13 protein-coding genes and 1 riboswitch are annotated in these 13,464 nt (G+C 69.4%); of the genes, 7 read left to right on the top strand and 6 right to left on the bottom strand.

Annotated elements, in window-relative coordinates:
* Window positions 1-7: 7 nt before the first annotated feature.
* Complete coding sequence (locus Ato02nite_RS36555) at window positions 8-256, bottom strand: hypothetical protein (protein WP_213011264.1); 249 nt, start codon at window positions 254-256, stop codon at window positions 8-10.
* Window positions 257-386: 130 nt separating this feature from the next.
* On the opposite strand from Ato02nite_RS36555, the gene Ato02nite_RS36550 reads away from it, so the two are divergent.
* The 5 genes from Ato02nite_RS36550 (at window position 387) to Ato02nite_RS36530 (ending at window position 7,526) form a co-directional block, all read left to right on the top strand.
* The gene (locus Ato02nite_RS36550) at window positions 387-1,124 is read left to right on the top strand and encodes a response regulator transcription factor (protein ID WP_213011263.1); all 738 of its coding nucleotides are present in this window, start codon (window positions 387-389) and stop codon (window positions 1,122-1,124) included.
* Window positions 1,102-2,688, top strand: coding sequence for a sensor histidine kinase (locus Ato02nite_RS36545; RefSeq protein ID WP_213011262.1), 1,587 nt, complete (start codon window positions 1,102-1,104; stop codon window positions 2,686-2,688). The genes Ato02nite_RS36550 and Ato02nite_RS36545 overlap by 23 nt, the downstream gene beginning before the upstream one ends.
* A 198-nt stretch (window positions 2,689-2,886) precedes the next feature.
* The gene (locus Ato02nite_RS36540) at window positions 2,887-3,951 is read left to right on the top strand and encodes a 3-deoxy-7-phosphoheptulonate synthase (RefSeq protein WP_213011261.1); all 1,065 of its coding nucleotides are present in this window, start codon (window positions 2,887-2,889) and stop codon (window positions 3,949-3,951) included.
* 95 nt (window positions 3,952-4,046) lie between these two features.
* The gene (locus Ato02nite_RS36535; protein ID WP_213011260.1) at window positions 4,047-6,128 is read left to right on the top strand and encodes an ArnT family glycosyltransferase; all 2,082 of its coding nucleotides are present in this window, start codon (window positions 4,047-4,049) and stop codon (window positions 6,126-6,128) included.
* A gap of 159 nt (window positions 6,129-6,287) precedes the next feature.
* Window positions 6,288-7,526, top strand: coding sequence for a bifunctional glycosyltransferase family 2/GtrA family protein (locus tag Ato02nite_RS36530; protein ID WP_213011259.1), 1,239 nt, complete (start codon window positions 6,288-6,290; stop codon window positions 7,524-7,526).
* 215 nt (window positions 7,527-7,741) lie between these two features.
* On the opposite strand, the gene Ato02nite_RS36525 is transcribed toward Ato02nite_RS36530, so the two are convergent.
* The 3 genes from Ato02nite_RS36525 to Ato02nite_RS36515 form a co-directional block, all read right to left on the bottom strand.
* Window positions 7,742-7,978 carry a DUF3040 domain-containing protein gene (locus Ato02nite_RS36525; protein ID WP_246607901.1) on the bottom strand — a complete coding sequence of 79 codons (237 nt, stop codon included), beginning with the start codon at window positions 7,976-7,978 and terminating at the stop codon, window positions 7,742-7,744.
* Between the two features lie 207 nt (window positions 7,979-8,185).
* Window positions 8,186-9,280: a DNA glycosylase AlkZ-like family protein gene (locus Ato02nite_RS36520; protein WP_213011257.1), complete on the bottom strand. Its 1,095-nt coding sequence runs from the start codon at window positions 9,278-9,280 to the stop codon at window positions 8,186-8,188.
* 13 nt (window positions 9,281-9,293) lie between these two features.
* Entirely contained in the window at window positions 9,294-9,902 is a 609-nt protein-coding gene (locus Ato02nite_RS36515; RefSeq protein ID WP_213011256.1) for a GNAT family N-acetyltransferase, read from the bottom strand.
* A 136-nt stretch (window positions 9,903-10,038) separates the two neighbouring features.
* Between Ato02nite_RS36515 and Ato02nite_RS36510 the strand changes: the two genes are divergently transcribed.
* The gene (locus tag Ato02nite_RS36510; RefSeq protein WP_246607897.1) at window positions 10,039-10,677 is read left to right on the top strand and encodes a TetR/AcrR family transcriptional regulator; all 639 of its coding nucleotides are present in this window, start codon (window positions 10,039-10,041) and stop codon (window positions 10,675-10,677) included.
* A 2-nt stretch (window positions 10,678-10,679) separates the two neighbouring features.
* Here Ato02nite_RS36510 and Ato02nite_RS36505 read toward each other — a convergent pair whose 3' ends face one another.
* A complete protein-coding gene (locus tag Ato02nite_RS36505; protein ID WP_213011255.1) occupies window positions 10,680-11,918 on the bottom strand; it encodes a saccharopine dehydrogenase family protein in 1,239 nt (412 codons plus the stop codon).
* 225 nt (window positions 11,919-12,143) lie between these two features.
* Window positions 12,144-12,302, top strand: a riboswitch (cyclic di-AMP (ydaO/yuaA leader).
* A gap of 1 nt (window position 12,303) precedes the next feature.
* Here Ato02nite_RS36505 and Ato02nite_RS36500 point away from each other — a divergent pair.
* Window positions 12,304-12,975 carry a LysM peptidoglycan-binding domain-containing protein gene (locus Ato02nite_RS36500; protein ID WP_213011254.1) on the top strand — a complete coding sequence of 224 codons (672 nt, stop codon included), beginning with the start codon at window positions 12,304-12,306 and terminating at the stop codon, window positions 12,973-12,975.
* A gap of 73 nt (window positions 12,976-13,048) precedes the next feature.
* On the opposite strand, the gene Ato02nite_RS36495 is transcribed toward Ato02nite_RS36500, so the two are convergent.
* Entirely contained in the window at window positions 13,049-13,414 is a 366-nt protein-coding gene (locus Ato02nite_RS36495) for a YybH family protein (RefSeq protein WP_213011253.1), read from the bottom strand.
* Between the last annotated feature and the right edge of the window lie 50 nt (window positions 13,415-13,464).

Genomic DNA, 13,464 nt, shown 5'->3' with positions numbered 1-13,464 from the left:
GGGCGTTTTATACGCTTTCGAGAGTTTTCGACACGCGCCCACTGTCCGCCGCGACCTCGGCCAGCATCGCCTGACTCGTGATCGTGTCGGCGGCCGTGACCGTCGCGTAGCCGGCCACCTCGCTGGCCGCCCCGAGCCGGGTCGTCGCGGTCATCTGCGGTCCCAGAACGGCCGCCAAGGCGACCGCGGCACCCAGCGCCGCAAGACCCGAACGCCGCTTCCAGCCGAGCATCTGGTGCTTCATCGTCTGCGTCATAACCACCACGATCAGGGCGTACGGTGTCAGACGGCTGTGCGAACAATTTGCGCCTCCTGTGCGTCCGGGTCACAGGTGCTACACAGGAAGCGGAAAGGCGGCGCAAAGCGTGACCCGTGACAGTAGGGGCATGACGATGGCGAACCAAGAATCCGGCACCGAGCTCCGCCGCCCCGACGGTGGCCCGGTTCGAGTCCTCGTGGTCGACGACGAGCCGACGTTGGCCGAACTGCTGTCCATGGCCCTGCGCTACGAGGGCTGGGACGTGAAGAGTGCCGGCGACGGCCAGACCGCGGTGCGCACCGCGCGGGACTTCCGCCCGGACGCCGTCGTCCTCGACATGATGCTGCCGGACATCGACGGGCTCGAGGTGCTGCGCCGCCTGCGTGGCGAATCGCCCGAGGTGCCGGTGCTGTTCCTGACCGCCAAGGACTCGGTCGAGGACCGCATCACCGGCCTCACCGCCGGCGGCGACGACTACGTCACCAAGCCGTTCAGCCTCGAAGAGGTGGTGGCCCGGCTGCGCGGCCTGATGCGCCGGATGGGCCACTCCCCGATGCGGACCGAGTCGCAGCTCATCGTCGGCGACCTGTCCCTCGACGAGGACAGTCACGAGGTTCGCCGGGGCAGTGACCTGATCACGCTCACCGCGACCGAGTTCGAGCTGCTGCGCTACCTCATGCGCAACCCGCGCCGGGTGCTGAGCAAGAGCCAGATCCTCGACCGGGTGTGGAACTACGACTTCGGTGGCCAGGCCAACGTCGTCGAGCTCTACATCTCCTACCTGCGCAAGAAGATCGACGCGGGTCGCGCACCGATGATCCACACGATGCGCGGAGCCGGGTATGTCCTCAAGCCGGCTGACTGAGTCGCCCTCTCCTCGTCCCGCCCGCTGGCGCCGGCCGGCGGGCTGGTCGCTGCGCACCCGCATCGTGGCGACCATCATCGTGCTGCTCACCACGCTCGGCGTGGCCGTCGGCGGCACCGCCGAGATCTTCCTGCGCAAGCAGCTGTACGACCAGATCGACACTCGCCTCGACACGGCCATGCACCCGGGCCGCCCCAGCAACCAGCCGCAGAGCCCCAGCGGCGGAGTGTTCAAGCCGCCCGGCGGGTTCGACACCAGCCGCCCGTTCATCGGCTCGGAGATCGGCTCGATCTCGATCGTCTACGACCCCACCACGAACATCGTCGACGACGGCAGCGGCATCGTCAGCCCCAAGACCGAAGGCAGCTACGACACCGGGTACACCCCGCTGACCAGCGCGGCCGAGAACCAGTTGATGGCGCTCGAGGCGGACGGCACCAAGCAGGACATCGACATCGAGGGGTACGGCTCGTACCGGGTGATCGCCGAGGACACCGACAAAGGCACCATCCGGGTGATCGCACTCTCGCTCGACAACACCCGCAGCACGCTGCTCCGCGTTGCCCTGGTCATCGGCGGTGCCCTGCTCATCGCGCTGGCCATCGCCGGATGGGCCGGCGCGCTGATCGTGCGCGGCACCCTCCGGCCGCTGCGCCGGGTCGCGAGCACCGCCACCCGGGTCTCCGAGCTGCGGCTCGACCGCGGCGAGGTGCAGCTGGCACAACGCGTCCCGCAATCGGACACCGATCCGCGCACCGAGGTCGGGCAGGTCGGTGCGGCCCTCAACCAGCTGCTCGACCACGTCGGTAACGCCCTCGAGGCCCGGCACGCCAGCGAGATGCAGGTACGCCAGTTCGTCGCCGACGCCAGCCACGAGCTGCGCACCCCGCTCGCCGCCATCCGCGGCTATGCCGAGTTGAGCCGCCGCAGCCGGGCACCGATCTCCGAGGAGATCGCGCACGTGCTGAGCCGGGTCGAGTCCGAGGCCCAGCGGATGACCGGGCTCGTCGAGGATCTGCTGCTGCTCGCCCGCCTCGACGCCGGCCGGCCGCTCGGCCACGACCCGGTCGACCTGACCATGCTGGTGGTCGACGCGGTCAGCGACGCGCACGCCGCCGGGCCGCGCCACTACTGGCAGCTCGACCTGCCCGAGGAGCCGGTCACCGTGATCGGTGACGGCGCCCGCCTGCACCAGGTGGTCGCCAACCTGCTGGCCAACGCCCGCACCCACACCCCGGAGGGCACCACCGTCACCGTCGCGGTCCGGGCCGATCAGGACTCCGCGGTCCTGCACGTGATCGACGGCGGGCCGGGCATCGCGCCCGAGCTCCAGCCGCACATCTTCGAGCGGTTCGCCCGCGGCGACAGCTCCCGCTCCCGGGCGGCCGGCAGCACCGGCCTCGGCCTCTCGATCGTGCACGCCGTGGTCACCGCCCACCGCGGCAACGTGTCCGTGCAGAGCGTCCCCGGCCAGACCGTCTTCACCGTGGTCCTGCCGCTGCTCCCGCCGGACCTCATCCCAACAGCTGGTCAGTTGCCGCAGACGGCATCGCGGCCGCGGTGACGCGCTATGCTGTCCGACGTGTCTTGGACGTATCAGTGGTTTACGGGGCCGGCTCCAGCCGGTGCCTCGGTTATCACTGCATGACCTGAGACACCAAGCCAGAGCCGGCCCGAGGCAGCGACGACGTCGCTGCCTTTTGTTTTGCCCACGAGCATGCCGGCTCTCGCCTACGGGCGCCGGCTAAGGAGATGAACCACCGTGACCGTCCCCGAGGTCCAGCGCGTCCGTGACCAGCGCATCGCCGCGGTCGTTCCGCTGATGAGCCCCGCGCTGCTGCACCACGAGCTGCCCTTGACGGCCGATCTGCACGACACCGTGCTCGACGGCCGCCGACAGGTCGAAGACGTGCTCAACGCCCGAGATCCACGACTGCTGGTCGTCGTCGGCCCGTGCTCGGTGCACGACCCGGTCGCCGCCGGTGAGTACGCCGGGCTGCTGCGCGAACAGGCCGACCGGCTCAGTGACGACCTGCTCGTCGTGATGCGCGTCTACTTCGAGAAGCCGCGCTCCACGGTCGGCTGGAAGGGCCTGATCAACGACCCGGCGCTGGACGGCACCGGCGACGTCGGCACCGGCCTGCGCATCGCCCGCAAGCTGCTCCTCGAGATCGTCGGCCGGGGACTGCCGACCGCCGTGGAGTTCCTCGACCCGATCACGCCGCAGTACATCGCGGACACCGTGGCCTGGGGCGCGATCGGTGCCCGTACGGTCGAATCGCAGGTCCATCGGCAGCTGGCCTCCGGTCTTTCCATGCCGATCGGCATGAAGAACCGTCCCGACGGCAGCATCAGCACGGCGATCGACGCCATCCAGGCCGCGGCCGTTCCGCACGTCTTCCCCGGCATCGACTACTCCGGCACCCCGGCGATCCTGCACACCACCGGCAACCCCGACACCCACCTGGTGCTGCGCGGTGGCGGCGGCCGCCCGAACTACAGCGCCGCGGACGTGGAGGGTGCGCTGCAGCTGCTGCGCAAGGCCGGCGAGGCGGAGCGACTGGTGATCGACTGCTCGCACGGCAACAGCGGCAAGGACCACCTGCGTCAGCCGATGGTCGCCGAGGACGTGGCCGGTCAGGTCGCCGACGGGCAGCATGGCATCAGCGGCGTCATGCTGGAGAGCTTCCTCGTGCCGGGCCGGCAGGAGCTGGGTGGTTCGCTCACCTACGGCCAGTCCGTCACCGATGCCTGCATGGGCTGGGAACCGACCGTTTCGGTGCTGGAGAAGCTCGCTACCGCGTCGGCCAAGCGTCGCGCTCGGTAACTTACAGCGGGCACACAGGAATCCCACAAAAGCGGGACAGGGCGTACGTCGAGAGTTATCGAGTAAGAAAATCCACCAGCCTTCGTGGAGCCTCGATGACCTCGACGTTGCCCGCGCCACCCCCCGTGGTGGCCCCACCGCCGCCCCCCGCGGCTCCCACGTCCAGGTGGCACCGCCTCTGGCGCGGCAGACCGGACGACCCGGCCTGGGCGCGTCCGTCCCTGTACGCACTGCTACTGCTGACCGGTGTCCTCTACATCTGGGGACTGGATAAGTCGGGCTGGGCCAACGCGTTCTACTCGGCGGCCGCCCAGGCCGGATCGGTGAGCTGGAAGGCGCTGTTCTACGGCTCCTCCGACGCGGCCAACTCGATCACGGTGGACAAGACGCCCGCGGCACTGTGGGTGATGTCGCTCTCCGCCCGGATCTTCGGCGTCAACTCGTGGAGCATCCTGGTGCCGCAGGCACTGATGGGCGTGGCCAGCGTCGGCCTGCTCCACAGCAGCGTGAAGCGCTGGTTCGGACCGGCAGCGGGCCTGATCGCCGGCGCGGTGCTCGCGCTCACCCCGATCGCCGTGCTGATGTTCCGCTTCAACAACCCCGACGCGATGCTCGTCCTGCTGATGATCGCCGGTGCGTGGGCGACCTCCCGGGCGATCGAGAACGGCAAGACCAAGTGGCTGGTCTGGGCCGGCGTCTTCATCGGCTTCGCGTTCCTCGCCAAGATGCTGCAGGCGCTGCTCGTGGTGCCGGCCTTCGGCCTCGCCTACCTGATCGCCGGACCGCCCAAGCTCGGCAAGCGCTTCGTCCAGCTGCTCATCGCCGGGCTCGCCATCGTGGTCTCGGCCGGCTGGTACATCGCGATCGTCGAACTCGTGCCGGCCTCGATGCGACCCTTCATCGGCGGCTCGCAGAACAACAGCATCCTCGAGCTCGCCCTCGGCTACAACGGACTCGGCCGGCTCTCCGGCGACGAGACCGGCAGCGTCGGCGGAGGTGGCGGCGGCAGCGGCTGGGGTGAGACCGGGCTGCTGCGGATGTTCGACAGTTCGCAGGGCGGACAGATCTCCTGGCTGCTGCCCGGCGCACTGATCGTGCTGGTCGCCGGGCTGGTGCTCACCGCGCCGCGGATCCGCACCGACCGGCAGCGGGCCGGCTTCGTGATCTGGGGCGGCTGGCTCATGATCACCGGCCTGGTCTTCAGCTTCATGCAGGGCATCTTCCACGCGTACTACACCGTCGCCCTCGCCCCGGCGATCGGCGCGGTCGTCGGCATGGGGTCGGTTCTCCTCTGGCGCAACCGGCGCAACTTCATCGCCTCGGCGACACTCGCGGCGGCCATCGCGATCACCGCCTGGTGGTGCTATCACCTGCTGGCCCGCAGCTCGGACTTCCTGCCCTGGCTCCGTTGGGTGGTGCTGGCCGGCGGTCTGGTCGCGGCGGCAGGAGTGCTGGCTTCGGCGCTCATCACTTCGCGCCTGGCGGCGCGGCTGGGCGTGGTGGCTGCGGGTGCGTCGTTGGTCGCGGTGCTGGCCGGACCGGCGGCGTACGCCGTGCAGACCGCGTCCGAAGCGCATACCGGCTCGATCCCGTCCGCGGGGCCGTCGACCGGTGGCTTCGGCGGGCCCGGTGGCGGCGGGGGTCGCGGCGGCTTCGGCGGCGGAGGCGGGGGCGGGGGCGGGGGTAACCGAGGTGGTGGCCCCGGCGCCGGTGGCTTCCCTGGCGGCGGGACCACCGGCGGGACCACCGGCGGCGGTTTCCAGGGCGGCGGCAACGGCGGCGGTGGGATGCGTGGCGGCGGCGCGGGCGGCCTCCTCGATGCGGTCTCGGTCAGCGACGAGATGAAGGCACTGCTCCAGGCGGACGCCGACAAGTACACCTGGGTGGCGGCCACGGTCGGCTCGCAGAGCGCATCCGGCTACCAGTTGGCCACCGGCGATCCGGTGATGGCGGTCGGCGGCTTCAACGGCACCGACCCGTCGCCCACCCTCGCCCAATTCCAGAAGTACGTCACCGACGGAAAGATCCACTACTACATCGGGGGCAGCAGCGGGGGCAGCACGAGCACCGGCGGCAGCGACGCCAGCTCGCAGATCGCCCAGTGGGTGGCCGACAACTTCACCGCGAAGACCGTCGGCGGCACCACCGTCTACGACCTGACCTCGCCAACGTCCTGATCAGGCATTTATAGCCATCAACGGGCGGTCCCGGTTCCGGGGCCGCCCGTGCTCACGTTCACCCATTAGGGAAACGTTCACAAAGTAGAAAACGGACTCACAGTGTCCGCACAGTGTTGACTTACGCATTGCCTAGTTGAGTGGCCGACCTTGGATGACATGAGCCTTACGACGCTGCCTTCGCACGCCGCCGACTCGACCCGGTTCGAAGCTCCGGTGCTCGATGTGGTCGTCCCCGTCTACAACGAGGAGATCGACCTCGAGCCGTGCGTCCGGCGTCTGCACGCGTACCTCTCATCCCACTTCCCGTACCGGTTCCGGATCACCGTCGCCGACAACGCGAGCACCGACGCGACCGCCGAGGTCGCCCGCCGGCTCGCCGGCGAACTGCCCGGCGTCGCCGCGGTGCACCTGCCGGAGAAGGGCCGCGGCCGCGCACTGAAATACGTGTGGACCCACTCCGACGCGGCCGTCCTGGCCTACATGGACGTGGACCTCTCCACCGACCTGGGCGCGCTGCTGCCACTGGTGGCCCCGCTGATCTCCGGCCACTCCGACCTGGCCATCGGTTCCCGGCTGGCCCGCGGCTCCCGGGTGGTGCGCGGTGCGAAACGCGAGTTCATCTCCCGCACCTACAACCTGATCCTCCGCGGCACGCTGTCGGCCCGCTTCTCCGACGCCCAGTGCGGCTTCAAGGCCATCCGGTCCGACGTGGCCGAACGCCTGCTGCCGATGGTCGAGGACACCGGCTGGTTCTTCGACACCGAGATGCTGGTGCTGGCCGAACGGGCCGGCCTGCGCATCCACGAGGTGCCGGTCGACTGGGTCGACGACCCCGACAGCCGGGTCGACATCGTCGCGACCGCGCTGGCCGACCTGAAGGGGATCGTACGCCTGCTGCGCGCCTTCGGCTCGGGCCGCCTGCCGCTGGGCACGCTGCGCGAACAACTGGGCCGCAACCCCCTGCCGGTGGCCGGCGTCCCGGCCGGCCTGACCGGCCAGCTCATCCGCTTCGCCGCGGTGGGTGCGGCGAGCACGCTCGCCTACCTTCTTCTGTACGCGCTACTGCGCACCGGCGTGAGCATGCAGTGGGCGAACCTGATCGCACTGCTGGTCACCGCCATCGCGAACACCGCCGTCAACCGCCGGGTCACCTTCGGCGTACGCGGCAACGACGGCGCTTGGCGTCACCAGGCCCAGGGCCTGATCGTCTTCGCCGTCGGCCTCGGCCTGACCAGCGGTTCCCTGGCCCTGCTGGATCGCCTGTCGGCCCACCCGTCGAAGCCCGTGGAACTGGTCGTCCTGATCCTGGCCAACCTGCTGGCCACCGCGGTCCGCTTCCTGATGCTCCGCATCTGGGTCTTCCGCTCCCGCCAAGACACCCACACCCGGGACTGACCGCTGCCCGCGATGCGGGGGCGCATCGCGGGAAATCCCCGGCTTTCAGTCCCAACAGGAAGACGGCGCCGAAACCCCACTCGGCGCCGTCTTTCATTTCCGGCCGGCGCCAATCCCGCTCACCGCCGCGACCGCGGTGCTCAAACCTGCTCGCGGCCGCGACGGACACTACGGCGCCCAGGCCCCGCCTCCGGCCCCGCCGCACACTACGGTGGTCAGGCTCGCTTGCGGCCGCGGCGGGCGCCGCGGGCGATCAGTGCGGCGAAGACGGCGGTGCCGCATAGGGCGGCCAGGATGGCGGCCGGCCACCAGCCGAGCACGCCGAGGGTGATCGCGGCCAGCCAGATGACGATGGCCGTGAAGATCAGCGCGACGGGATAGCGTCTGCGCGGCACTGCCCGGAGTTCACCGCCCGACATGCGCATGCAGAAATCAGGATCATCGCGCCACATATGGCGCTCGAGTTCCGCCAAACGACGGCTGTCTTCCCTGCTCAGCATGTCGTCACCTCCGGTCGGCCCCGGGCCCGCCCCTGATCGAGGATCAACGCTCGATCGAAGCCATTGTTACTCGCCCGTTGCCTTCGTGATACCTCCGCGTATGCCACTTCCCGCCATACGTCCGTTTTACGCCCAGGACTGGCGGTCCACAGAGGTAACTCACTCGAAGACGACCGCCGCCTCCGGTACCTCCCGCGCACGCGCCACCTCGGCGGCCTCCTCCTCGACCTGCTTGCGGCGCGGGGCCGGCAGCGAGCCGAACGCGGTGACCGTTAGATCGACCCGTTTCCGGCCGGCCAACTTGGCCCGCCACACCCCCGCGATCTCGCCGTCGACCAGCAGCGCGCCCGGGTTGCCGAGCGTGCGCCACACCTCTTTCTGCTGGTCGCGATCGGGCACCAGCAGGTCACGGTCGCGGGCCTGCAACAACGGGTCCATCCCCGGAATCAGCCGCATCCCGCTCGGCCGGGAAGCGCCGGTCAGCGCGGCCACCTCGGACTCCGGCAACCATCTCTTCCGCCCGTCGACCGTGACCTCGGCCAGCCCGGCCGGCCAGACCCGTTTCATCTCGGCGGTGCTGCTGCCCAGGTATTTCGCCACCTCTGCGGGACTCGCCGGACCGAGGAACCGCAGATAGGTCGCGATCAGCTCGCCGACGCCGTCGTTCGCGGTGGGCTGGGGTGGTGCGTCCGGGATCGGGCCGAGCGTCGCCTCCCGCCCGCGCGACTGCACCTCCACCCCGCCGGCCAGGCCGGAGTGCTGCCAGACGTTGCCCGCGATGTGCTGGGCCCCGCAGCCTCGGCAGTAATAGGTGAGCTCCTTCGGAACCCGCGCGCTCACCTGGGTGCTCGCCTCGCCGCGCGGCATCGAGGTCGTCACCACCTCGCGGAACGCGGTGGCCGTGGCGGTGAAGGCGGCCAGGCCGAGCTTCATGCCCTCGGGGATCTGGCCACTCTTGATGCGCGCGGTCGCGTCGGCGTCGCTCACCGGCCACAGCTGTTTGACCAGGACGGCCAGGTCGGCGCGACGATGCAGGTGCGGAGCGCCGCGGGCCGACCACACCGTGATCAGGCGGTCGTCGTCGAGGCCGGCGCCGGTGCGGGCGGCCAGGGCGACCCGCTGGGAACCCGGTGTGTACTCCTGGATGCCGAGGTCGAGGACGGGCAGATCGGCGGGGCGTTTCCGGCTGCGCGCCGCCAGGCCCAGAGCCGCCACCCGGTAGGCCATCACCTGTGCACGATCGACGCTGACCATGGCACCTCCTCAACTAGGTGCGACGACCGTACCGCCGGGCTGCGACATTTTTCAGCCGTTCCAGCCGGGTCGCGGCCCGGTCCCCCGGGAGGTCCCAAGTGTCCAGACTGCTCGGGCCGTGCGGCCCCACCTGCAGGATCGGGGGTTCGCCGGTGAGCCGGTAACCGCAGCGGCGGGCCACGGCGGTACTCGCCACGTTGGCGGGGTCGATCCGCAGGAGCAGCCGACTCAGTTTCAGCGTGCCCCGCGCGTACGCCGAAAGCAGTGAGAGTGAGCCCGACCCGAGCCCGCGCCGGCGATGTTGCGCGCCCACCAGATAGCCGAGCTCGGCCTCCTTGAGGCCGGCGTCGACGCCGAAGAGCAGCACCTCACCGAGCGGGCGCCCGCCGTCCTCGGTGATCGCGAGCTGAATCCGGCGACCGGTGATCCGGCCCTGACGTGCGCGGTTGAGGTAGGCGAGGCCGGCCTCCGCGTCGAACGGGGTGGGCATCGGTGTCCACCGGGCGATGTCCGGCTCATCGAGCAGCGCGACCAGGTCGTCGAGGTCGTCCGGACGCCATTCGCGCAGGATGAGGCCGTCTCCCGTCAAGGTGAGCGGGTAGGGAAGACGGCTGGCGGTCACCACATGATCCTGCCCGGATGAACCCGGTTAAGGCCAGTAGCGATAGTCATGTCGGGCTCTTACTACCGACGAGTACCTAACGTGGACGGAGGGTGCACTGCGGTAGGAATGGGTCCCAGGGCATACCTTTGATCTCGTGAACGATCGGACTGCGTTGGTGGCGCGGCGAGGCGAGAACTACGGCGGGCGGTCCCGTGAGGAACGGGCGACCGACCGCCGAGACCGGATCCTTTCGTCGGCGTTGCACCTGTTCGGCACGCGCGCCTACGACGACGTGACCGTGGCGGATGTCTGCGCGGGAGCCCGGGTCTCGAAAAGGTACTTCTACGAGCACTTCGTCGACCGGCCGGATCTCGTCCGGGCGCTGCACCGCCAGCAGAACGAGTGGTTGCTGACGGGCATCGCCGGCGCCGCCCCCGAGTCGCCGGGAAGTCTCGACGAGATGTTGCGCCCGTCCGTGCACCGGCTCCTCGAGATGCTGCGCGCCAACCCCGAGCGGGCGCAGGTCATCTACATCAACGCACCGCGCATGGAAACGCGGCGGCGCGGCGTGCTGCGCGAGGACGCCCAGTTCCTCGCGGCGCTGCTGCGCCGGATGGGCGGTCGCCCCACTGATCCGCTCCGACACGAGCGGCTGCTGCTCGCGCTGGTGGCGGGCCTGAGCGAGGTCATCATCGACTGGCTGTCCCGGGACATGTCGGAGGACCCGGGACTCCTTGCCGACCACCTCACCGATTACTGCCTGGCCATCCTCAACACCCTGACCACGCCCTGACCTCAGCACTTCCGCGCCGTGATCTCGAGACCGGCGGCGCGCAGGCGGGTCACCAGAGCGTCGCCGAGCGCGGTGGCGGGCGTGAGCACGCCACCCTCGGACGGCGGCAGGGCATCACGATCGTGGACCAGCGCCAGCGCGGACTCGCCGAGCATGATGGCTGTGGCCGCGTAGCCCGGATCACCCTTGGCCTTGACTCGCGACGTGTAACGCTCGCCGGTGGTGGTCGTGGTGAACAGGTCCATAGTGAAGTGACCCGAGTTGCGGGCCCGCTCGCTCGGTCCTTCCCCCGGCTTGGGCAGCACCCGATCGAGCACGAACCTGGTCGGCGGGACGGAAAGACCCACGATCAATGCGCCCAGCCCCAGCTTGGTGGCGAACGCGATTACCGGTGACAGCGGTGACGCCCCCACGCTCATCGCCTCGCGGTAGCGGAACCGCCGCCCGTAGGCCCAATCGCGGAGCGCGTTGCTGCGCCGCACCACTCGGGTGTTGTAGGACGCCATCACGAACGGCGCCAGCGTGCCGCGCAGCCGGGGGTTGATCTCCTCGCCGCGCAGGAGCGCGACGTCGTCCTGCCGGCCCAGGTCGGGTTCGGCGGCCCGGTCCGGGCTCAACGAGTACGGGCTGGCGGCGAGCCGGCGCAGCTTACGGTCCTGCTTGACGGTGTCGAGCTGGTGACGCATCGAGTCGATGGTGCCGCCGCTCATCCCGCCACGCATGCTCGTGACGACCAGCGTGGTGTCGGTGAGCTCGCCGGCGCCGTCGGCCTTCACCTGCCGATCGAGGACGTGCACCCCGATGTCGGATGGGATCGAGTCGAAGCCGCACGAGTGCACGATCCGTGCGCCGGTCGACCGGGCCAGCTCGTGGTTGTCGTCGATGCTCTGCCGCGCGAACAGCACCTCGCCGGTCAGGTCGACGTAGTCGGTGCCGGCCGCCGCACATGCGCGCACCAGGTCTTTGCCGAACTTCGCATACGGCCCGACGGTGGTGATCACCACACGGGTGGAAACGGCCACCTTTTCAAGGGCCGGAGCGTCGGTGGCGTCGGCCACCAGGACCGGCCAATCGACGCCGAGCCGCTGCTTGACCTCGGTGAGCTTGGTCTCCGAGCGGCCGGCCAGGGCGACCCGGGTGCCGGTCGGTGCATGCTCGGCCAGGTATTTCGCCACCAGCACTCCAACAAAGCCGGAAGCGCCGTAGACGACGATGTCGTGTTCGCGGACGAGCTCGCTCATGGTTGCCGATTCTCCATCAGGTTTCCGACTCCGACCCGACAAGTTACCGATCAGTAATTCTAGATCGCCACGTATCGGTCATTCTCGTCATAAAGAAAGATCAAATGGGTCAATCACTGAGAAGAACGTCACCATCACCCCTTCAGGCTTGGTCGATGCCCGCATTCCGTGGTTACCGTCGGCCGGTCCGCAATTGCGGACACCGCGAGCGGATCGCCGAGTCCCTGCCGCCGCTCGCCGGATCTCAAACTCGTGGCAGGGAGCGGGGGACCCACAAGTTCCTCGGCGCGCTGGTCGCGCGCCTCGGGGTGAAGCCGCCAGGAGCGGCCGGGCACCTCAGCCCGAACCCGACAGCTGACCTCGTAGGCGTGGAGGTTTCTCTCTCATGGCTCAGATCCACAAGCATGCCCGCGTTTCGCGGGCGCGCAAGCATGCCCGCCTGGCGTTCGGCCTCACGGCCGCGGGCGTCGCGGGCACGGTTGCCCTGCTGGGTCCGGCTTCGCCGGCGCAAGCGTCCAGTGTGAACTGGGACGCAATCGCGCAGTGCGAGTCCGGCGGCAACTGGAGCATCAACACCGGCAACGGCTACTACGGCGGCCTGCAGTTCAGCCGTAGCACCTGGAAGGCTTATGGCGGCACGAAGTATGCCGCCACGGCCAACAAGGCGAGCAAGTCGGAGCAGATCCGCATCGCCGAGAAGGTGCGGGCCGGCCAGGGCATCGGCGCGTGGCCGGTGTGCGGCAAGAAGGCCGGTTCGTCGAAGCAGTACAAGAGCACGAACACCGGTGGCTCCAAGTCGTCGTCCTCGTCGAAGTCGTCCGCTCACAAGGCCACCAAGAAGTCGACGAAGAAGTCCACGGCTTCCACCCCCAAGGTCACCCGGTCGACGACGGTCAAGGCCACCGGCAAGCACTACGTCGTCCGCTCCGGCGACACACTGGCCGCGATCGCGACGAAGAACCACGTCAAGGGCGGCTGGCGCACCCTTTACCAGCTGAACAGCGGCACCGTCAGCAACCCCAACCTGATCTTCCCCGGTCAGCGCATCACGCTCTGAACCACACTCGCGGCCCGGTTGCCAATCCCCCACGGCGGCCGGGCCGCACCCCGCGCTCTCACGCGGGTGGGCGTCAGCCGGTCGGTTTCTGGAACTCCGGCTGGTCGAGCACACGCAGCCAGGAACCATCGGGCTGACGGCGCACCACCTGGGCGCGGGCGCCCGAGCCGTCTCTCGGCGGGGTTGAGGTCAGCGCCAGGTCACCGCTGATCAGCGTGGGCAGCGGCTCCTCAGGCTCGAACGCCGGCATGTGCGGCAGCGCTTCCTCCCACAGCTTCTGAATCGCGGCCCGGCCCACGGTCTGCTGCCCCGGTGGGTAGGCCATGACGGCATCCTCCTCGTAGAGCAGGGCGAGCCCTTCCGCATCCTTGTCGTTGGCACGCTCGACGAACAGTCGGGTCAGGTCTTCGGGCTTACGAGCCTTTTCGCGTTCGGTCATGGCTCCACCTTGCTCGGGTCGAGAATAGAAGTCCAACGCATGGTTTTTGT

Source organism: Paractinoplanes toevensis (assembly GCF_018332695.1).
GTDB lineage: Bacteria > Actinomycetota > Actinomycetes > Mycobacteriales > Micromonosporaceae > Actinoplanes > Actinoplanes toevensis.
The sequence above is the reverse complement of the archived record's forward strand: the minus strand, read 5'-3'. Positions and strand labels throughout refer to the sequence as shown.